We start from the raw sequence: 19619 nt of genomic DNA, 5'->3' as shown, positions 1-19619 counted from the left end.
ATGGCAAAAAAGATCGGGCGTGAACTGGTGATTCTTCAAAGTACCGAGAGCGCTTTCCGCTACACCACCACGAAAAACACGCGAACGAAGACGCAGCGGCTCCAACTGAAAAAGTACGACCCGGTGGTGCGGAAGCATGTTCTCTTCAAGGAGCACCGGTGAGTACCGGCGTGCCGGGCTGGCGAGCCCTCCTGGCGGACACGTTTCGCAGGCGGGACGTGAAGCAGCTTGTGGCGATCCTGTTGATCACGGCGGTGGCGACCCTCTACTCGCGATGGGACCTTGCCCGGAAGGACGCCCTCCTGGTTCCCGAAGGCGTCCGGCACGAATCCGAACTGCTGCCGCCCGATTCAAAGGCGGATTTTGATTGCCTGACCGAAGTCCGCTCTGGTCGGGAGTACGGCTGGTTTGGCAAGTTCTGGGGCACGGTGCGCGTATACATCCGTGAAAAGGATGATCGCGCCATGGCCAGCTTCCGGGGCTTTGAGTTTTTCTATCGACTTGAGGACGGCGCCTGGACGCAAACAGACTCGGCCAGCATCGTGACGCCCGAACATATTCTGGAAGCCTATACTACCTTTGAGGAAGCGGGACTTGAGGTGGACGAAAATGCCTATTTGCTCAAGAGACCTTAACAGAACCGGCCTTTTCATCGCCATGGCGTTTCTGGCGGGATGCTCCGCGCCGCTCGACCAGCCCCTCGACACGGCCGATCCGACGCTGAATCGCAGCGATCTGCAGGCCCGGGCCGAGTCGCGCGCGGGTCAAAGTTCCAGCAGCGCCAAAGACTTCGCGCCCGGATTGCTGGCGGCGGCGGAAATGTACCTCCAGCGCGCAAAACAGACTACCGAGGACGAAAAAAATCGGGAGCTGCTGGCCGCCGGAGACCAGTGCCTGCGCGATGCGGAAAGCGTGGCGGATATAAAGTCCCGCGAGCATACGATTGCCTTTCCGGCGGATCGAAGCCTGGGGAAGATCTCCTTCTCCCCCTGGGGAGAGAACCACTGGCGATTCGCCGCCCAGGCGCGGGGGGATATCGCCGTCAGCGCGAACATGATGACGGGCCTGGAAGCGAACAAGGAATTCGGCGAGGCCGATCTTGTCTTCTTGACCAATCTCGCCCCCGGCGCAATCCAGTACCTCACCCTGGGCGATACCAACGTCCCGCCTGCCGCTCTGGCCGCACTGAAGAATATCCGCGGACTCCGGGACTTGTCGCTGGCGGATGCCCGATATACCGGCGACTTCATTCCCCATATCCAGGCCTGTCCCTGGCTTCGCATGGTGAACCTGCTGGGCAATGATATGACGGATCAGGAGTTCGGCGCCCTCGCCGGCCTGCCGGCCATTGAGGCGCTCGCCATGGACTGCGAGTCTCTGACCGGCGCCGCCTTCGAAACGGTGGCAACCTTCCCAAAACTGCGCACGCTGATCACGCGCTCCTTCGACCCCGGCGATCAGGGCGTCGCCCACCTCGCTAGATGCCCGAATCTCGAGCAACTGTGGCTCTCGGGCGTGGGTATTACAAACGCGTCCGTGGCCGTGCTCAAGCAACTGACCCAACTCCGCGACCTCGCCCTCATCGAAACCTCCATAACCGACGCGGGGCAGCGGGAACTCGAAGCCGCCCTGCCCGAGTGCAATATCGATCGAACCGTGCTCCTGGCGGAATGACGGCGCCGCCGGATAGCGTAAACGCGACCAACCTCGCCCCGGACACTCCCCATGGCGTATACTGCCACGACTTCAAACCTAAACCGGCAGGACACGACCTTTGGAAACCTGGACCCAACAGCAAACCATTTATGACGGCAAAATCTTTCGCGTGCGCGTGGGTGAGGTCTCCCTGGAAGACGGAACCGTCGCCCAGCGTGAAATTGTGGAGCACGGAGGCGGCGTGGGGATTATCCCGTTCACCGGAAACTCCGTTATTTTTGTGCGCCAGTACCGCATCGCCATCGGCAAGACCATTCTGGAGATGCCCGCGGGTAAACGCGAGGGCGACGAGCCCCCGGCGGATTGCGGCATGCGCGAGCTCATCGAAGAGACCGGATTGCGCGCGGGCCGGTTGATCCCCGCGGGTGCGGTCTACGCCAGCGTGGGCTACTGCTCGGAACTCATCCATGTTTTTTTGGCCCTGGACCTCGAACATGTCGGCCAGGACCTCGACCACGAAGAGCGCATCGAACTCGTCGAAATGCCCATCGAAGAAGTTCGCACCGCTCTGCGGGAGCACCGCTTCGACGACGCCAAGACCGTCGTCGGGCTGTATGCGCTCTTTCAATACCTCGACGCAGCAAAGTCCTGAACCTCGGTGCGGACCGGGCCAGAGGACAAAGGAGACTCGACATGGAAATCACGGGACTGGACAAGGTCCTCCACATCGCCGTGAGCTATTTCCTGGCCCTCTTCGATCCCGCGCTCGCGGTGGCCGCGGGGCTGGGCAAGGAGATCTTCGATTTTTTCGGCGGAGGAGTGGCCGATGCGCTGGACCTGGTGGCCGATGTCATCGGCATCTTGCTGGCGCTTTGATGTTGGCGCGCGCCGGCGAAGTGCACACAGCAGAAAGTCTCCGCATACGCATGGCGGATTTTATAAATCATCCCAAACGTTCGAAGATGCTGGCATCGTCAGCGCAGCGACCCTCTGGATTCTTAAATCATGTTTAAACCCTTATTGCGCACCGTATGCCCCTGTGTCTGCCTGGTACCGCTGCTTGCCGCCATCTTGTCCGCCTGTGGCGGCGCGTCGGGCGGAAAGGGCATCGTCTCCCTGGCGCCCAACCTCACGGAAACCATATTTGCCCTCGGTGAGGGTGACCGCCTCGTCGGCGTCAGTGATTTTGACGACTACCCCGTCGCCGTGAAAAACCTCCCCAGAGTCGGTGGCTATATCGACCCCGATCTGGAGCAGCTCTCACTTCTGTCGCCCGCTCTTATCATCGTTCCGGGACAGCACGAACAGGTGACTTCTTTCGGCGAAATGAACCAGATCCCGGTACTCAACGTACACATGGACAATCTGGAGACCATCCACGCCGGCATCGACACCATCGGCGCCACCCTGGGCGTACCGGCGAAGGCGGCGGAGCTCCGGGCCAGAATCGACGCGGACCTCGACGCGCTTCGAGGGGCCCTGAAGCCCCATCCCCGGAAGAAAGTACTCATCGTCCTCGGCCGCGAACGGGGCGACCTGACCAACCTCCAGACGGTGGGGGGCAGTTCGTTCATCTCCGAGTTGGTCGAGGCAGCGGGCGGCGACAACATCTATAAGAGTGCCGCTCAGCCTTATCTGGAGGCCTCCAAGGAGACCATCCTCCTCGAAGCACCGGATGCGATCCTGGAGATTCAGGCGGGAAAAAGTCTCACCACGAACCAGACTCAGGCGCTCTACAACGACTGGCGCTTCATGGACACGGTGCCCGCCGTGAAGAACGGCGCGATCTACTACGTCACCGAGTCCCACGCCATGCGACCCGGTCCCCGCATCGCCGATGTGGCCAAGATTATTGCGCGCAAGCTTTATTTCGAGGCAGAATTACCGGAATGAAGCATTCCCTGGCGGCTGATCGCCTCTATTTTTCCTATGCGCCCGCCGCGCCGGTGCTGGCCGACGTTTCCGCCGTGCTGGAATCGGGTACCGTTGCCGGGATCATCGGCCCGAATGGCGCGGGTAAGAGCACCTTGCTCCAGGTGCTCTGCGGCCTTCTTGTGCCCGCGGGTGGCAGCGTGTCGCTCGACGGAAGACCCCTCGCCACCTTCAACCCCCGGGAGCGGGCCCGCATCATCGCCTACATGCCCCAGAGCGTCCAGCCCACCTTCAGCCTTTCCGTTCGCGAGGTGGTGGCCCTGGGACGTTACCCGCACTTAGGCCCTTTTGGCGCGCTGGGAGAACCGGATCACGCCATCGTGGCGGCGTGCCTCGCACAGACCGAAACCGAGACCTTCGCGGAACGGGACTTTCTCTCCCTCTCCGGCGGCGAGCGCCAGCGGGTCATTCTCGCCAGTGTCCTGGCTCAGGAGCCGAGAATCCTGTTGCTGGACGAGCCCACCTCCGCCCTGGACCTGCCCCACGAAACCGCCTTCTTCCAACAGTTGCGGAAGCTGGCCGCGCAAGATCTCGGGGTGATCGTGGTGACGCATGATATCAACATGGCGGCCCAATTCTGTGACCGCCTGCTCCTGCTGGGCCAGGAACACACGCTCGTGAAACAAGGCGCCCCCGAGGAGGTACTGACCGCGGCGAACCTTTCGGCGGCCTACGGAAGCCCCCTCGCCGTATGCGCCCATCCCATCACGGGAACGCCCTTTGTCACGGTGCCCCTGGATTCCGGAGCACGGCCATGAGCATCGCCGACAAGTTCCAACTCCGCCACACGCTCCTGCTCGGTGCGGCCGCGTGCGCCGTCATATTCGTGTCCAGCATCTTCATCGGCACCGAAACCCTCGATCTGGGCAAGGCCTGGCACGAGCTTTCCAGCGGCACCCCACTAAACGAGGCCCCCACCCTCTCCGTACTGCTTCGCCACCGCATCCCCCGCACCCTGGCGGCCTTCATCGCCGGTGCGGGACTTGCCCTGGCGGGCTGCGCCTTTCAGGCCCTCCTGCGCAATCCCCTCGCCACGCCCTACACCCTCGGTGTCGCCAGCGCCGGGGCTCTGGGCGCCTGGGTCGCCTTTCTCCTCGCCGACATCACCGCGACCATCCCCCTGCTGAACCTCCTCACCAGCAAGCAGGTCATGGCCTTCCTCTTCGCCAGCGCCGATGTGTATATCGTCTACCTCCTCGCTGCGCGGCGCATCCACACCTCCCCCGCCGTGCTCCTCCTTGCCGGCGTCACCCTCGGCATGCTGGCCAACGCCGGCATCATGTTCAGCCGCTACATCGCACGGCCCGACCGCCTGGTCAACATGGATCGCTGGCTCATGGGCGGCGTGGATGTCCTCGGGTACCGGCCCGTGTTGGTCCTCGCCGCAGGCGTCATCCCCTGCGCCATTGTGCTTCTGCTGCAGGCCGCGCGGTACGACCAGTTTGCCTTCGGAACCACCATGGCCGCCGGGCGCGGGGTCAATATCGCGCGACTCCAGATCACCACCTTTCTCGTGGGTTCGTTGATCACCGCCATCATCGTCTCTGAAGTGGGCCCCATCGGCTTTGTCGGCCTCATCATCCCCCACGCCGTGCGCCTCGCCACCGGTCCCCAGCACCGCATCGTTATGCCCGTCAGCATCGTGGCAGGCGGGGCCTTCCTCTGCGCCTGCGACATCGTGGCGCGAAGAATACTGCCGGGCGAAACCCCCATCGGCATCATTACCACCATGATCGGCGGCCCCGTCTTCTTGTACCTGCTTGTAAAGCGGAAATTTTCCGACTGGCAGATGTAGAAGGGACAGCGTCGCCCCATGATTCGATATGGCAGAAATACATAGTGCTCGTACGTTGCCTCAAACCAGGCGAAACGCACCAGAACTGGCGGGGCTGTCCTGTGGCGTCGCGCCTGCGTCGCAATCAGAAGTACTTCCCCATCGGACTCGGGATATCAAGAACTCCTTTAAGGTGCGGGCACGCCTCGCTCACAACAGGACAGCCCCGCCGGTTGAAGCATTTTCTGCTCCATCAAGACACACCACGGGCGCGAAATGATTCTTGCGTGTTCCGGTCACGAGGCGACGCTGTCCCTGCGTCTCCACCCCCGATTGCAATTCCCTGGCGCCGCCCCTATAATTGGTTATAACAACCAACCCAAAGGAGCAGCCCCTTGAAGAAACTCACGCCTCTTTTGTCTCTCGCGACAATGGCCCTGCTGGCACCCCTCGCTTCCGCTGAACCTGCGCAACTGGTGAAGGAAAAGGACGTGGTCATCTACTCCGATGACCAGTTCCACAGCGCCTTTCCCTCCGTGGTGCGCCGCCCCGATGGCGAGCTTATCCTCGCTTTTCGCCGCGCCCCCGATCGCCGGATCTTCGGCGAAAAGGGCACCAGTCACACCGACCCGAACAGCTATCTGGTTCAAGTACGCTCAAAGGACAACGGCGAGACCTGGACAAAGAATCCCGCCCTCATTCTGGCCCATCCTTTCGGCGGCTCCCAGGACCCCTGCATGATCCAGTTGGCCGACGACTCCATCGTTTGCACGAGCTACGGCTGGGCCCTGCCCCGGGACGACGCCTGGAAGTCCTTCGGCAAGGTGGCGCGGGCGGGCGAGTTTAATTTCTTCGGCGGGTATCTGGTCCGCTCCATGGACGGCGGCCACACCTGGTCCGACCTTATCGTGCCGCCGCCGATCCCCGGTGAAGACACCAAGACCGCCTTCAACCAGCCCCTGCCCGCCTACAATCGCGGCGGCCTCTATCAGGGCAAGAGCGGACGTCTCTTCTGGGCCGTGGCCTCGCCCGTGCAGGGTGATACGACCGGGCGTACGGAAAATCACCTGATGTACTCCGATGACGGCGGCCTCACGTGGACCTACGGCGCGCCCATTGCCCAGGACCCCAAGGTGGTCTTCAACGAGGCCTCGATTTATGAAACGCCCAAAGGCGATCTCGTGGTCTTCATTCGCACCGACGAATTCGATGATCACACGGTGGTCGCGCGCTCGACGGACGGCGGTAAATCCTTCATCTGGGAGGATGCCGGATTTCAGGGCCACCCCCACTATCCCGTTCAACTACCCGACGGCCGCGTGCTGCTGGTCTACGGCTACCGCCACGCCCCCATGGGCATCCGGGCGCGCATCCTGAATCCCGAATGCACAGACTACAAGGAGTCCACCGAAATCGTCCTTCGCGACGACGGCGGCAACGGCGATCTGGGCTATCCCTGGGCCACCGTCATGGCGAACGGCAAGGTGCTGGTGAGCTATTACTTCAACATCGAAGGCGGCACCAAGCACATCGCAGGCACTATTCTACGCTTGGAATGAGAACGTAACCTGTGGGCCTTACGGAAAACCTGCGACCATAAGGCCCATCAGCCCTTCGGATTGAGGTGATCGGCCAGGTCGCGCGCGACCTCCGGCCAGTCGCTGTTCATGCCCCTGAAACTCAGGTCTTCGATTTCCCAATCATCGATGGTCGGCGCACAAAGCAGCTTGTCGTTGTAAAGAATGGCAAGCTGCTTTCCCATATTACCGAAGCAGGCGCCGCCGAGCACCTCCTGGGCTTCGGGCGTGAAGGTGAGCCGCAGGAACAGCTTGTCGTCCCGCGTTTCCAGAAAAGCGCCCGTCACCGCGCGCCCGTCCACGATGATGTCCTCCAGCACGGCCACCACCGTGCCCGGCGCATAGCCCGGCGCCGCGAAGTGAGTGACCTCGACAAACTCGCGATCCTGTGGCTCCGCCATGAGGCGCACCTGAAAGGTATCCGGCGGATCCGGCGCGGGAGTTTCCACCACCGGCGTTGCGGCCGCAACCCTCGGCGCGCCAATAGGCCCCGAGTTTGCCGCATTCCAGAGCTTTTCCATCGCCTCCGACGCTGCCGGGGGCATGCTCCCGAGGGCGAGTAGCTCCGGCCGGGCCGCTGAAATGGCCACCACGCCGGCAACCTGCCCCTGCATGACGATGGCCATTTCCTGGCCCATGTTTTGGCGCAGGAATCCGGCAAAGGCCTCCTCCCGCGCGAGGTCATCCGCCCTCGTGGCGGGGCGGGCGACGAGCTCCGCATCGTCTCCCCGGCGAACGAATTCCCAGTTATAGGGAATCACCGCGCTCGCCGTGGGGTTCGTGGGCGCTTGAACATGGAGCCAGCGCCGTTCGCTGTCCCCCGTGGAACGATACCAGGGCAGTTGGACGACCCGGCCGCCGGCTTCCGGCGCATGCACCACCCACGCGAAAAAGGGCTCGGTATAACGCGGGGGAATGGCGGATATCGTCCAGCAGACATCATCGGCGATGTCCAACTCGCGCCGAATGCGTTCGCGCGCCGCCGCATGCACGGTGAAGCGCTGGCGCAGATAATCGAGGGTCAGCCCTTCTTTCCACTGGCCATTGCGCCGCGGCAGCCGGCAGTTGAATACGGCGGGCACACCGGGTATGGTGCGCAGCCCCGGAACCCAGGTGTATGTTCCCAGATCCGACCCATCGGCCATTTCGACGCCCCGAACGCGATAGGTCCGGTGTCCATGAACTTCGGAGAGCAAATCGACACGGCGCGACGCGGCCTCCGACAGCACCAGCGTTGCGCGATCGTCCACCACATGCACGGACTCCACATCCGAGAGATCGGCAAAGGGCTGGCGCCAGGCGCCCTCCACAGTCTCCGCACTCTCATACGGGTGGGTCTCCCAGGCCATCTCCAGCGTGGGAAAGCGCTGATAGAGCAGGAAGCCAAAGAGAGGCGCGCCATCGTGCAGCGCGGTGCACTGGTATTCCAATCCGAGCTGATAGTTTTCCGCCAGCGTCCGCATCGCCCGGACCGCCGGGTGCTCCCGCCCGTCAATCGGCCCATGCCCCTCCAGGAAGAGCACCAGATGGGGTGAGCCTCCTTCGAGAATGGCGTGGGTCATCGCGGACACATCCGCGCAGGGAGCGAGTGCATGGGCGATATCTCCCAGCACGGGGGCGAAATAAGCTTCATCCTGTGGCAAGAAATCTGAATCCTTCTGTACTGCCGCCGCCCCTTCCAAAGGTGCGGGGGGGGAGCCGGGCGCGGGGAATTCGCTGGCTATGGACAAGGGAGAAAAGAGGAGGGCGGCGAGTGCCAGCGAGGCCCGCAGGCCGGACCCATCGCGACGGAAGCAGCACGGAGACAACTTACAAGCCATGACCATAACCTCGCGATGATATTGCACACCCAACACCCTACGGTCCGGCGCGCAAAAAAGTCAAGCCCCGTTTGTACACCGCGGCCAATCCAGCCCCGAAGCGTTTCACCTGAACCGATGATCGTGAAACAAATTCCGCCGAGACCGGCCCCATGCACCGGAATACCGCGGGGTCTTGCAATTTGAGGCCCATCCAACGCAGACTGTAGCGCGGTGACGGGTGCGGACACGCGCGACCCCGCACCCGAACATGGAACAGAAAAGGAAAGGAACGACCCCCATGTCTTCACACGCCATCAGCCGGCGCGCCTTCATGCGACAGAGCGCCGCCGCGGGAGCCGGACTCGCGCTGGCCGCCACGGCGGGCACCGCCGCCGCCGCACCAGCTTACAAGCCCTTCCCGAAGGCGATTCAGTACGGCAAGCTCCTCGACCTGCCCTCCGACAAGGAGAAGTTCAAGCTCCTGAAGGAATGTGGCTTTGACGGCATCGAGGGCTATCCCATGGCCGATCTCGACGCCGCCAAGCGCATGGGCGAAGAAGCGCGCGAGGCGGGCGTGCCGATTCACTCGGTCACCTACGGCGGCTGGAAGAACCCCATGTCGAGCCCGGACCCGGAGGTGATCAAGAACGGCCAGGCTGAAATCGACAACGCCATCCGCACGGCCAAGGCCATGGGCGCGGATACGATGCTGCTGGTGCCCGCCGTCGTCACCGACACGGTTCGCTATCAGGATGCCTGGGTAAATTCCCAGAAGAACATCCGCCCCCTCATTCCCGTGGCGGAAGAACTCAATATCGTCATCGGCATTGAAAACGTATGGAACAAATTCCTGCTTAGCCCGCTGGAATTCGCCCAATACGTGGACGAGTTCGAGCACCCCCTTGTACGCGCCTACTTCGATGTGGCCAACACCGTTATCTTCGGCTATCCGGAAGACTGGATCCGCACCCTGGGCAAGCGTATTTGCAAACTTCACTTCAAAGACTTCAAACGCGAAGGTTACGAGTGGACCAAGCTCCCCTACGAGGGCGACGTCAACTGGGCGGAAGTCCGCAAGGCGCTGGACGAGATCGGCTATACCGGCTGGTGCACGGAAGAAGTCCCCAAGGGAACCGACGAAGCCTGGCTGCGCGAGTTGTCCCGCCGCCTTACCCTCATAGGCGAAGGCGCAGCCACCGCGTGATCTATCCCAGCCATCCATCCTGCGCGGTCGCCGAAGAGGATGAAGATTCTCTGGCCCACCTGGCGCTCCGGGAGCGCCTGGGCGCCCACCACTATCGCCAGCGGATGAACGTGGAACATTGCCATGCCTCGGAAGTTTTCGGGGGGGGACGTACCCGTTTCCACCCCGAAAACTTTCCGGTGCTTCGGATCGCCCTGCACATCCTGTTGAAAGGGACACTGACCTGGTGGTGGGGCAACTGGAATGCGCGCCAGATCCAGGTGCGCGAAAACAGAATCCGCCTCCGCAGGCTTCCACCCTGCTTTGAGGGGTTCCGTATACTCCAGTTGAGCGATCTCCATCTCGACATTGACCCCCGCATTACCGAAGCGCTCCTCGAAACCATCGCACCTCTGGAATACGACCACTGCGTCCTCACGGGAGACTATCGGGCCGAGACCTTTGGACCCATCGATGCCGCCATGGCCGAAACCAGACGGGTCGTGGCCGCACTGAAAACGCCGTGCCACGGCATTCTCGGCAACCACGATTTCCTTGCCATGGTCCCCCGCCTGGAAGCCATGGGCGTACACATGCTCATGAATGAGCACGCCCCCATAAAGCGGGACGGCATCGCGATCTATGTGGCGGGTATTGACGACCCCCACTACTACGAAACCGAGGACTTCGAGAAGGCCCTCCTCGGGATCCCCCCGGAAGCGACCACCCTCCTCCTCTCCCACACGGCCGAAACATACCGCCGGGCCCTGGCCTGCGGCATCGACTATGTGCTCAGCGGCCACACCCACGCCGGCCAGATCTGCCTGCCGGGTGGCATCGCCCCCCTGCGCAATGCCCAGCACCCCCGCGAAATGGACAGCGGCCCCTGGTCCTACCACGAACTCCAGGGCTATACCTCGGCCGGTGCCGGGTGCAGCATGGCCCCGGTGCGCTTTTTCTGTCCCCCGGAAGTCACCATCCATATCCTGGAGCGCAGCGCGGAGGCCTGACCTTGACGGATGACCTCCAGGATCCGGCGATACGCCTTCGCATCGTCCAGCGCTACGGGAGTCACTCCCTCGCTTACTCCATGCTCCAACCCGGAATGGGCTATTGGGGCTCGTCAGAAACAGGCCTGGCCGCCTACCGAAAGAACCTCGGCCAGTACACCTTCCTCGGCGACCCCGCGTGTCCCCCCGAATCACTTGATTCCTTTCTCGCCGCACTGCTTACCGAATTCCCACGGGCGCTGTTCATGCAGATTCATGAGCGTACCGCCGCCTCACTCCGGAACCTGGGACACCACATTACCCCGGTGGGCGTTGAGAATGATATCGACACCGCCACCTTCACCCTTCGGGGCCGACGCATGGCCGATTTGCGGCACTACCGCAACAAGGCCCGGGCCGGAAGGGTCACGGTGGAAGAATTGCCCGATTCGGTAGCGCTGCGCAGGGCACTGCGGCCCGTGTCGGACGCCTGGCTGCCGCACAAGTCCTGGCTGGGCCGGGAATTGGAATTCCTGGCGCGCCCCTTCACACCCAACCCCGAGCCGGGGGTCCGCATTTTCACAGGGACCATAGACGACCGACTGGTCGCCTTCGTGGTACTGGACCCGCTCTACCGCGAAGGAAGCGTCATTGGATTCACCGTCACGATCTTACGACATTTTCGCGAGACCCCCGAGGGTACTTTGGACTATATCGTACTGGCGGCCATCGAGGCGCTCGCGGCGGAGGGAATCCCGCTGCTCAGTCTGGGCGTGAGCCCCTTCCACCAACTCGAAGCCCTGGGGGCCCGGCACGGCGTCGGAAGTCCGGCCATTTTCGCGCTTTACCGGCTTTTGCGGCGCTGGGGCGACCCCATCTACCATTTTCGGGGTCTTTCCTTTCACAAGAGTCGCTATCGCGCCAGGGAGCTCCCGGTATTTACCGCAGCTCCCGGTCCCGTCGGACTGCTGCCCCTCTACGCCTCGGCCCGCGCCTGCCGGATGCTTTGAGCACCTCGCACGCCTGAGTCGCCCCGCTGGACCACATTATTATTGAAATTCTGGTTTTAAAAGCCACTCCATGCAGGTTTTAAGGAAATGTTCTCGTTTTGTTACTCTTTCTACATGCTTTTCAGTGCATAATTCGGTTGTCGACAGGGCAACCTGAGCCGACAACCAAAACAAGGATGTTAACGATGGTCGACGAAAACTTCGGTTTCGCAGGAGGCGATGACGACCAGACCGACCCCAAAAAGGGCCAGGGATGGAGTCAACCGGATGACCGGAACACGGTGGACACTGAAGCACTGGAACGGTGGCTCGTGAAGAACCGGAATCTGTGGTTCCTGGGACTTCGGCTCGCAGCAGCGGCCCGCCAGTATAAGCGAGAGTATAGAAACATACCTTTTAACCAGAACGGGTGGTTCAGCCCGAACTAATATAAAAATCTTCCTCAACCCCTGCATGCCGCCGGCGACCTCAAGCACGATCCCCCCCCTGGTCCCGGCGGCACCCTCCTTTTAAGGGGGCTTTTTCTGTTTACAGGGAGCCTCAGAACGTCGGCCACGGAATAGCGCGCGGCAAAAAAATAAAACGCTAATTTGGCATCTCACTCTCTTTTTCGACTTCGAGGTGCCTTTCCCGTTCAAAACAGCCGGTCTATGCCGCCGCCATTCCCGCCGCGTTCGGGAAGATCCGGCGTATCATCTTCGAATCGATCCCGGATGGCCTCAATATCGTCCTTGCCGGATTCATACTCTTCGACCGAAATCGCGCCGATAAGTTCCACCGTGAGCTTGGTGTTGCGGCAGACAAACCGGATGCCCGTCCCGCTGGGGAGCAGTTCGGGCTTCTCGAAGGTCTGCCACTTCTTGGCGGCCTGTCCGCCGGACCACATGGTAATCGCATAAATCTTTTTCATGGCTTCGTCTCGCGCACCGGGACCTCAAAGGCCGCCGGTCTGGTCCAGGAAATGGATGAAGTTCTGAATTCGCGTCTGGGCATCGTGATCCGCCCGGGTGAACTGCACCCCGAGGCCGTAGCCGTTCTTTTCCGGCACGGCCTTGTTCCATCGGACGACGCCAACCGCGCGTATTTCCTCGCCGCTCTGCAGCGTAATCAGTAGATTCAGTTGTGCGCCTATATCGAGGAGGTCCCGGGTGTAGAGTTGGCAGCCGTCGGTGCTGAGGTCCAGCAAACGACCGGCGACGGGATGATCCGTCATGTTCCACGTATCGGACGCCCCGCTGCGGTGGCCCACCTGAACACTGATTTTCACCGTGCAGGTATGCCGGATGGCGCGGCGGCGCTTCTGGCGGAGTTCTCGGTTGACCTCGCCGTCCACCTGTCCTTGAAAATTCTGGACCTGGCTCAGCAACTGACGGTCTGAAGCGCGACGTACAAATTTCCTGCGGTCTTCTAACACTCTTGAGGACTCCTCTAGGGGGAAATGCGCCCGCAGGCGCAGGGTATCGGGTTAAATGGACGTTGTTCGGCTGCTGGGAGCCAGCCATCGGGACGCCGCCGCCGCCGCGCGCTCCACGGAGATCCCGGTCATGCAGCGGTGGTCCGTCACGCAGTGAGGTTTCTGGCAAGGTCCGCATTCCACATCGATTCGCAGAACTTCGCCGCGCTCCCAGGGGCTTTCGGTATAAGCGGGTGATGTGGAACCCATAATACAGACAACCGGCTTGCCAAATGCAATCGCGATGTGACGGGGACCGCTGTCGTTCCCAATCAGGAGATCGACGCTGGCGATGGCCGCCTTCAGGCGCGCGATGGAAGGCTTGCCGCCGTGGTATTCGAGCAGGGGCGCCGTCGCCGCGCCCAGGACGGCATCGCGGGTCTCCTCCTCACCCGGACCGGTCATGACGAGGCATTGTGCCCCGTGCTCCTGGTAGAGCCGATCCGCGAGGGCCGCGAAGCGCTCGGGTAGCCAGCGCTTGCTGGGCCCGAAAGCGGCGCCGGGCGCTATGCCCACCAGCGGACGCCCGGGTTCTATGAGCGCCTTCACCGCCGCCATTTCGGCGGGATCGGCGGCCAGTTCGAGACCAAGCCCGTCGTCCACCGCGCCCGCCAACGCCGCGATTTCCAAGTATTCCAGCGCCGTATAGCGCGGGACGGGTTTTCCGTCAACCCGGTGACGCGGGTGCGCGTGGGTCAGCAGCAGGCGGCGACCGCCCCGATTGAGGCCGATGCGTGTGGATGCCCCGGAAAGCCAGGCGAGCCAGGCGGCCCGGAAGGCGTGGGGGAAGACGACGGCCATTTCCGCGCCACCCGCGCGCAACGATGGGCGCAACTCCAGTGACTTGATCAAACCCGGCCGCTCAGGCAGGGGCAAGAACCGATCGACCCATGGGAGGCCTTCAAGCACGGCGCAGCAGGCCCCCTTACCCGCGGCGGTAATCGTGGCTTCGGGATAGCGCTTCTTCAGCGCCCGAAGCGCCGGGGTGCACATCACGACGTCGCCCAGCCAATTGGGGAGGAAAACGAGGATGGCGCTGGGCGATTGGGTGGCGGGAAGGGACATGGCTGCATTGAGGTTCTGGGTTGGGGCAACTGCTAATTGGAATGGCGAAGTTTAGCACGACGGCCCACCTGCGAGAAATGTCGACACGGCTGATTGCGATTCCGAAGGGGTACAGCGACCCGCGTGAGAAGTTCAACGGGACAAAGTCGCCTCGGTTCGGGGTGCTGTCGCCGACCTATTCTTTGGAATCTCCCCGCCGTGCGCGGAGTGATTCAAGAAAGGCCTCATCACCCAGGGTTTCCTGATAGGAGCGATGGTGCTCGGAGACCAGCCGGCGGACGAGGGCGAGAATATCGAGGAGTGCGCGAATCAGCAATACCCCCAGGAACAGAAAAAGAAGCGATAGCCCCAGCGCCAGACGGCGGGGATCGGCGGCGGACTGAAAAAGATGCAGGGCGAGAAGCAGCACGACGGGGATGGTCAGGAGCAGGTAAAAGCTCGCCGGCCGCCTCCGGTGGGCGGCGGCCATCCCCTGCCAGAGGTGCTGGCGAAGGGTCCGGACGGGCCGGATATCGCTCGAGGGTTCGCGCATGGGCCCCGCGGCGTCAGTTCATGCAGCCGCCGCCGCGCATTCTGCAGCACTGGGAGGCGCCGCAGCCGACGGGTTCGGGGGCCGTGGCCTGCATGGGGGCAAAGCGGCTCATCTGCTTCTCCAGTCGTGTGGACGCGCACGCCGGGCATGCGGGGGATTCGCCGCCCCGGACCAGAATCTCCGAGGAGGCGCCGCAATCGGCACAGGCAAAGGCAAAGAGGGGCATAATCAGATCTCTCCTTCCGCGGCGGGCCGTCGGGCCCGGCCAGTTTCCAACCGGGGTCAGTATACCAGAAAACATCCGCATCAATGGATGGCATCCGCCGGGCTGCGGCGGGCCGCCCGGGTACCGCATGGCGAGAATGGGATCCGGTGCGTCTTCTGGGGTAAGATAGCGCAGTAAGAGCGTTGTCCTGCCCATGTCGACCGGGGGGCTTGGATCTGGATTTCGCAGGCTGTGCCGACACCTCCATGAGAGCGAGCAATGAAATCACAGTCCAAGTACTTCTTACTCAGTCCGCTGTTGATCACGGTCCTGGCCTCGCTCATCGCCTACACGCTCATAACCGACTGGATCATTCTGCCCCGCTTCCAGGCCGTGGAAGATGCGGACGCCCGGAAGGACACGAACCGCTGCGTGGACGCCATCTACCGGGAGGCGGAGCACGTGCTTGCGCTGGTCCGCGACTGGGCGCTCTGGGACGACACCTACGCCTTTGTCGCGGATCGGAATCAGGATTTCATCGATTCCAATCTGGTCTGGGCTTCCCTCAGGGAAACCGGTATCGATCTGATCTACATCTGCAATAATGATGGCGGGATATTGACCGGCAGCGCCTTCGACAGGTCGACGGGAACCCCGTTTCACCCAGAGGGATTCGACGGTACGGCGATACCCACCAGCCACCCCGCGTTCAAGGCCGCAAACTCGGATGCGCAGTTCGGGTTGATGCCGAGCGACGGAAAAATCCTGCTGATCGCGGCCAATCCCATCTTGCCGAGCGAAGGTGCGGGCCCCGCGCGCGGGGTATTGATCATGGGGCGCTATCTGAACGCGGAACGGCAGGGCGCCCTGGTGGAGCAGGTGAATGTGCAATTTGAACTCATCGAGGCCGGGAACGCCTCGCCCGAGGACGTGGCGCGGGTGCGGGCAATCGACCCGGACCTGAACGGGATACAGATCACAACGCCCTCCGATACACGCTGGGTTTCCTTTTGTCCGATACGGGATCTGGCGGGCAACGACTCGTGGATCCTGCGGGCGGAAGGGCCCCGGGACGTCGCCGGACTGGGCCGCCAGACCGCACGTCTGGCGTCCATCCTGCTCTTGATGACGGTACTGGTGGTGGCGGGCGCGCTGATCGTCATCGCATCGATTGGCGCCCGGGAAACCCGGCTCCACGCGGCGCAGGCCGAGGCCCTCGTCCTGGAGCGGACCGCCCAGCTCGCGGAAACCAACGCGCGCCTCGAGTGCGCCATCGGCGAGGCCGAGTTTCAAGCGACTAAAGCCGGCCAGGCCAATCAGGCCAAGAGCGAATTTGTCGCCAATATAAGCCATGAGATCCGGACGCCCATGAACGGCGTCATCGGCATGGCCGAGCTCCTCCTCGATACGCCGCTGAACCCGGAACAACGCGATTACACCGAGACGATTCGCAGCTCGGCGAACGCGCTGTTGAAGATCGTCAATGATGTTCTGGACTTCTCCAAGATGGAAGCGGGCCGACTGGAAGTAGAACGAATCGCCTTCGAACTCGCTCAGGTGCTGGACGGCGTGGTCGCCCTGCTGGGACCCACCGCCCACAAGAAAGGACTGGAACTCGGCGTTTCCATCGACGCGGCGGTCCCTTCGGGCGTCATCGGTGACCCGGGGCGGCTCCGCCAGGTCCTCCTGAACCTCGTTAACAACGCCATAAAGTTCACCCAGCAAGGCAGGGTGAGCATCCACACGACGGTGGAGCGACAGACCGAAGAAACCTTCGAGCTCCGCTTCGATGTTCGCGACACGGGGATCGGCATCCCCAGCGAATCCATGGGCAAGCTCTTCCAATCCTTCTCCCAGGTGGACGCTTCAACCACTCGCCGTTTCGGCGGCACCGGCCTGGGACTCGCCATCGCTCGGCAACTGACGGAACTCATGGGGGGCCGGGTGGATGTGGAGAGCGAAGCAGGCGTCGGAACCACCTTCACCTGCCGTATACCCTTTCAAAAGGCCCATATTGAAACCGGACCCGAAATTGCCCCCGACGACCTGGCGGGCCGACGGATACTGGTGGTCGACGACAATGCCACCAATCAGCAGGTCGCCGCGGGAGCGCTGGAAAAATGGGGCTGCGTATGCACCCGCGCCGGAAGCGGAAGCGCCGCCCTGGCGGCCCTTCGAAAGGCGGTCGAGGAGGGAATGCCCTTTGACGCCGCCCTCATAGACAACGCGCTGCCGGATATGGACGGTGCGGAACTGGGCCGGCTCATCTTGTCCGAACCGGGCTTCAGCGTGTTTCCCCTGATCATGCTCAGCTCTCTGGGGCAACCGGGCGAGGCGAAACCGCTGCGCGAACTCGGATTCGCGGCCTACCTGGTAAAGCCGCTGGATCCCCAACTTCTGAAACAGTGCCTGGAAATGGCATTAACCCCCGGCCGGGAGGACCGTGATCGGGTGCTACTCACCCGCCATCACTTCCCCCACTCCGCGCGAAGTCTACACCAGGAAACGGCACGCCCACGGATTCTCATCGCGGAGGACAACCCGGTCAACCAACGGCTCGCGCGGCGTCTCGTGGAGAAACTCGGATACGAAGTTGAAATGGCGGGAAACGGGCTGGAAGCTGTCCAGGCGCTGGAATCTTCCCATTTCGATGTGGTGCTGATGGATTGCCAGATGCCCGAGTTGGACGGTTTCGGGGCCACCGAAGCCATCCGAAAACTGGATGGCGACCGTGGCGCGATTCCCATTATCGCTCTGACCGCCAGCGCCCTGACCGACGATCACCAGCACTGCCTCCGGGCGGGCATGAACGACTATCTCACAAAGCCGATTGACGCAAAGAAACTGGGCGAATTGCTCGACCGCTGGGTTCAGCGGGCGACCGGCCCCTGATCATTGCAAAGGGCGTGCCCCATGCCCGAGCGCTTGTACAACATCCGATCCACCGCCGCGCCACCCTCTCCACGTTGACTGTACGAGTACGCCCAGAAGCACAACCGACAGTCCGTCGGTAGTAAAGCGGTAACGGGCGGTCTCCAGATAGTCCAGCGAACAACCCAGAAACGCCACCATGAAGATGGTGAGGACTATGAAGGCGAGGGTTGACCGCTGCGCGTCACTCAGGCCGGGGCGCGCGGCGCGATACAGGCCGTACATGAAAACCAACGGAAGACCGGCCAGCAGAAAGACGCAGGGGGTGGATTGGGTCTTTTCGACCAATCGGCTCCAGGGCGAGAGGTCGAAAGGGAACTTCCCGTAGATGACGTGATCGTAAAAGGCGAGCGCCGGCCGGATCCGCTGCTGATTCTCCGGGGCCACGGGCAGATCGCTGCTGGACTTGAAGTAGCGGTACCAGGATTGCATCGTGGAGACGATGAAGTGGCGCGGCTCGTGCAGCAGCACGTACTTCGCGTCCGCACCGTAGACCTCGCAGTTCTCGATATAGCCGAAGTGGTTGTAATTCACCTTGCCATTCGTCTTATGCGTCGTGGCGAGGACCGGGATGTCGCGAAAGCGCTCGGGGACTTCGCTGTACTTGGGCGGATAATTGTCGAGCGCATCCCAACGATTGATAAGGGACAATTCGCTGAGCTTGCCCTCCTCCACCAGCTTCGTTTTCTCGTCCCAGGGCATATTGCCCGCCGTCATAATCCAGAGGTTCTTCTCGGCGAAGCTGCACACATTGAACTCGCCGAAGAGGAGGTAATTCTTGAAATAGAAGCCGAAGAGCACGAGTAGCGGCACAAGGCCCACCGCGAGGATCTGGCGACGGTATCCCCGACTCATAACAAGCAGCGCGCCGAAGAGCAGCACGAAATAGCCCAGATGAAACATGCTGGCGATGCCGCACAGGACAAAGATGGCGAGAAAAAAGCCCACGAGCGGGCGGGTGCGTCTGGATTCCAGATAACTCAACAGACACAGCGCCGCGATGCTGAGCAGCGTGGCAATGGGCAGCGTATAGAGCAGAAAATGCTCCCACAGAATGAAAGAGGGGCTCGCCATGAAAATGGTGGCCAGGAATGCGGCCAGCCTCGCGTTGACGCCGAACTTCAACTGCAGGGAGAAGATATTGAGGTACAGCACAAGCCCGCAGGTTAGAAAAATACCTTGAAAGAGCCACGTCGGGTCCGACGATACCTTGAACACCAGACCGACGAATAGATTGAAGAGCGGCGGCTGGATGTGGAGGTAAAGGACACTTTCGAGCAGGCGCGTTTTCAGCAACTCCACATCGATGAAATGCATCACTTCGATCAGGGTCGTGTCGATGAAACGAATGCCCGCGAGATAATAGAGCGCGTGGACCACGGCGAAAATCGCGGTGAGCCGGAGTGTCCAGTTTTCGGTGAGTCGATGGGGTGTCATGGGTCTATCAATCTTACACAACACCTTAACACGGGCACCACGGCCGATGTAACTCAGGAACTGACGCGCCCAC

General features: G+C 62.1%; 21 protein-coding genes. 14 read left to right on the top strand and 7 right to left on the bottom strand.

Going from position 1 to position 19619, the window contains the following annotated elements; translation table 11 throughout:
* The 9 genes from rpmG (at position 1) to JNK74_12555 (ending at position 6921) form a co-directional block, all read left to right on the top strand.
* Positions 1-162: a 50S ribosomal protein L33 gene (gene rpmG, locus JNK74_12595; protein MBL7647017.1), complete on the top strand. Its 162-nt coding sequence runs from the start codon at positions 1-3 to the stop codon at positions 160-162.
* Positions 159-635 carry a hypothetical protein gene (locus tag JNK74_12590; GenBank protein MBL7647016.1) on the top strand — a complete coding sequence of 159 codons (477 nt, stop codon included), beginning with the start codon at positions 159-161 and terminating at the stop codon, positions 633-635. Before rpmG ends, JNK74_12590 begins: the two co-directional genes overlap by 4 nt.
* The gene (locus JNK74_12585; GenBank protein ID MBL7647015.1) at positions 610-1674 is read left to right on the top strand and encodes a hypothetical protein; all 1065 of its coding nucleotides are present in this window, start codon (positions 610-612) and stop codon (positions 1672-1674) included. The genes JNK74_12590 and JNK74_12585 overlap by 26 nt, the downstream gene beginning before the upstream one ends.
* 100 nt (positions 1675-1774) lie before the next feature.
* The gene (locus JNK74_12580; protein ID MBL7647014.1) at positions 1775-2308 is read left to right on the top strand and encodes an NUDIX hydrolase; all 534 of its coding nucleotides are present in this window, start codon (positions 1775-1777) and stop codon (positions 2306-2308) included.
* Positions 2309-2349: 41 nt separating this feature from the next.
* On the top strand, positions 2350-2532 hold the full coding sequence (locus tag JNK74_12575; GenBank protein MBL7647013.1) for a hypothetical protein: 183 nt from the start codon (positions 2350-2352) through the stop codon (positions 2530-2532).
* 129 nt (positions 2533-2661) lie between these two features.
* Positions 2662-3549, top strand: a complete 888-nt coding sequence (locus JNK74_12570) for an ABC transporter substrate-binding protein (GenBank protein MBL7647012.1) — start codon at positions 2662-2664, stop codon at positions 3547-3549.
* On the top strand, positions 3546-4346 hold the full coding sequence (locus tag JNK74_12565; protein ID MBL7647011.1) for an ABC transporter ATP-binding protein: 801 nt from the start codon (positions 3546-3548) through the stop codon (positions 4344-4346). The genes JNK74_12570 and JNK74_12565 overlap by 4 nt, the downstream gene beginning before the upstream one ends.
* Positions 4343-5383: an iron ABC transporter permease gene (locus tag JNK74_12560; GenBank protein MBL7647010.1), complete on the top strand. Its 1041-nt coding sequence runs from the start codon at positions 4343-4345 to the stop codon at positions 5381-5383. The genes JNK74_12565 and JNK74_12560 overlap by 4 nt, the downstream gene beginning before the upstream one ends.
* A 410-nt stretch (positions 5384-5793) precedes the next feature.
* On the top strand, positions 5794-6921 hold the full coding sequence (locus JNK74_12555; GenBank protein ID MBL7647009.1) for an exo-alpha-sialidase: 1128 nt from the start codon (positions 5794-5796) through the stop codon (positions 6919-6921).
* A gap of 47 nt (positions 6922-6968) precedes the next feature.
* Here JNK74_12555 and JNK74_12550 read toward each other — a convergent pair whose 3' ends face one another.
* Positions 6969-8582, bottom strand: coding sequence for a hypothetical protein (locus JNK74_12550; protein ID MBL7647008.1), 1614 nt, complete (start codon positions 8580-8582; stop codon positions 6969-6971).
* A 457-nt stretch (positions 8583-9039) separates the two neighbouring features.
* Between JNK74_12550 and JNK74_12545 the strand changes: the two genes are divergently transcribed.
* The 4 genes from JNK74_12545 (at position 9040) to JNK74_12530 (ending at position 12351) form a co-directional block, all read left to right on the top strand.
* A complete protein-coding gene (locus tag JNK74_12545; GenBank protein MBL7647007.1) occupies positions 9040-9945 on the top strand; it encodes a sugar phosphate isomerase/epimerase in 906 nt (301 codons plus the stop codon).
* Positions 9946-10049: 104 nt separating this feature from the next.
* Positions 10050-10934: a metallophosphoesterase family protein gene (locus JNK74_12540; protein MBL7647006.1), complete on the top strand. Its 885-nt coding sequence runs from the start codon at positions 10050-10052 to the stop codon at positions 10932-10934.
* Positions 10935-10936: 2 nt separating this feature from the next.
* Positions 10937-11923: a DUF2156 domain-containing protein gene (locus JNK74_12535; GenBank protein ID MBL7647005.1), complete on the top strand. Its 987-nt coding sequence runs from the start codon at positions 10937-10939 to the stop codon at positions 11921-11923.
* A 185-nt stretch (positions 11924-12108) separates the two neighbouring features.
* Positions 12109-12351 (top strand): hypothetical protein, encoded by a 243-nt coding sequence (locus JNK74_12530; GenBank protein ID MBL7647004.1) that lies wholly within the window; start codon positions 12109-12111, stop codon positions 12349-12351.
* 206 nt (positions 12352-12557) lie between these two features.
* Here JNK74_12530 and JNK74_12525 read toward each other — a convergent pair whose 3' ends face one another.
* From JNK74_12525 to JNK74_12505, 5 genes are all read right to left on the bottom strand, one after another.
* Positions 12558-12833 (bottom strand): hypothetical protein, encoded by a 276-nt coding sequence (locus tag JNK74_12525; protein MBL7647003.1) that lies wholly within the window; start codon positions 12831-12833, stop codon positions 12558-12560.
* A 24-nt stretch (positions 12834-12857) separates the two neighbouring features.
* Positions 12858-13337: a PilZ domain-containing protein gene (locus JNK74_12520; GenBank protein ID MBL7647002.1), complete on the bottom strand. Its 480-nt coding sequence runs from the start codon at positions 13335-13337 to the stop codon at positions 12858-12860.
* Between the two features lie 51 nt (positions 13338-13388).
* Positions 13389-14441: a lipopolysaccharide heptosyltransferase II gene (gene waaF / locus JNK74_12515; protein MBL7647001.1), complete on the bottom strand. Its 1053-nt coding sequence runs from the start codon at positions 14439-14441 to the stop codon at positions 13389-13391.
* A gap of 175 nt (positions 14442-14616) precedes the next feature.
* The gene (locus JNK74_12510; protein MBL7647000.1) at positions 14617-14973 is read right to left on the bottom strand and encodes a hypothetical protein; all 357 of its coding nucleotides are present in this window, start codon (positions 14971-14973) and stop codon (positions 14617-14619) included.
* A 13-nt stretch (positions 14974-14986) separates the two neighbouring features.
* On the bottom strand, positions 14987-15199 hold the full coding sequence (locus JNK74_12505; GenBank protein ID MBL7646999.1) for a zinc ribbon domain-containing protein: 213 nt from the start codon (positions 15197-15199) through the stop codon (positions 14987-14989).
* Between the two features lie 258 nt (positions 15200-15457).
* On the opposite strand from JNK74_12505, the gene JNK74_12500 reads away from it, so the two are divergent.
* The gene (locus JNK74_12500) at positions 15458-18070 is read left to right on the top strand and encodes a response regulator (protein MBL7646998.1); all 2613 of its coding nucleotides are present in this window, start codon (positions 15458-15460) and stop codon (positions 18068-18070) included.
* Here the strand turns inward: JNK74_12500 and JNK74_12495 are convergent, their stop codons facing one another.
* Positions 18071-19546 (bottom strand): hypothetical protein, encoded by a 1476-nt coding sequence (locus tag JNK74_12495; protein ID MBL7646997.1) that lies wholly within the window; start codon positions 19544-19546, stop codon positions 18071-18073.
* Positions 19547-19619 lie beyond the last annotated feature (73 nt).

The organism is Candidatus Hydrogenedentota bacterium (assembly GCA_016791475.1).
Taxonomy (GTDB): domain Bacteria; phylum Hydrogenedentota; class Hydrogenedentia; order Hydrogenedentales; family JAEUWI01; genus JAEUWI01.
The sequence above is the reverse complement of the archived record's forward strand: the minus strand, read 5'-3'. Positions and strand labels throughout refer to the sequence as shown.

Coding starts and splice junctions, on each gene's coding strand:
- rpmG (MBL7647017.1), top strand. CDS start 1: ATGGCAAAAAAGATCGGGCGTGAACTGGTGATTCTTCAAAGTACCGAG.
- JNK74_12585 (MBL7647015.1), top strand. CDS start 610: ATGCCTATTTGCTCAAGAGACCTTAACAGAACCGGCCTTTTCATCGCC.
- JNK74_12575 (MBL7647013.1), top strand. CDS start 2,350: ATGGAAATCACGGGACTGGACAAGGTCCTCCACATCGCCGTGAGCTAT.
- JNK74_12570 (MBL7647012.1), top strand. CDS start 2,662: ATGTTTAAACCCTTATTGCGCACCGTATGCCCCTGTGTCTGCCTGGTA.
- JNK74_12565 (MBL7647011.1), top strand. CDS start 3,546: ATGAAGCATTCCCTGGCGGCTGATCGCCTCTATTTTTCCTATGCGCCC.
- JNK74_12560 (MBL7647010.1), top strand. CDS start 4,343: ATGAGCATCGCCGACAAGTTCCAACTCCGCCACACGCTCCTGCTCGGT.
- JNK74_12555 (MBL7647009.1), top strand. CDS start 5,794: ATGGCCCTGCTGGCACCCCTCGCTTCCGCTGAACCTGCGCAACTGGTG.
- JNK74_12545 (MBL7647007.1), top strand. CDS start 9,040: ATGTCTTCACACGCCATCAGCCGGCGCGCCTTCATGCGACAGAGCGCC.
- JNK74_12540 (MBL7647006.1), top strand. CDS start 10,050: ATGAACGTGGAACATTGCCATGCCTCGGAAGTTTTCGGGGGGGGACGT.
- JNK74_12530 (MBL7647004.1), top strand. CDS start 12,109: ATGGTCGACGAAAACTTCGGTTTCGCAGGAGGCGATGACGACCAGACC.
- JNK74_12525 (MBL7647003.1), bottom strand. CDS start 12,833: ATGAAAAAGATTTATGCGATTACCATGTGGTCCGGCGGACAGGCCGCC.
- waaF (MBL7647001.1), bottom strand. CDS start 14,441: ATGTCCCTTCCCGCCACCCAATCGCCCAGCGCCATCCTCGTTTTCCTC.
- JNK74_12510 (MBL7647000.1), bottom strand. CDS start 14,973: ATGCGCGAACCCTCGAGCGATATCCGGCCCGTCCGGACCCTTCGCCAG.
- JNK74_12505 (MBL7646999.1), bottom strand. CDS start 15,199: ATGCCCCTCTTTGCCTTTGCCTGTGCCGATTGCGGCGCCTCCTCGGAG.
- JNK74_12500 (MBL7646998.1), top strand. CDS start 15,458: ATGAAATCACAGTCCAAGTACTTCTTACTCAGTCCGCTGTTGATCACG.
- JNK74_12495 (MBL7646997.1), bottom strand. CDS start 19,546: ATGACACCCCATCGACTCACCGAAAACTGGACACTCCGGCTCACCGCG.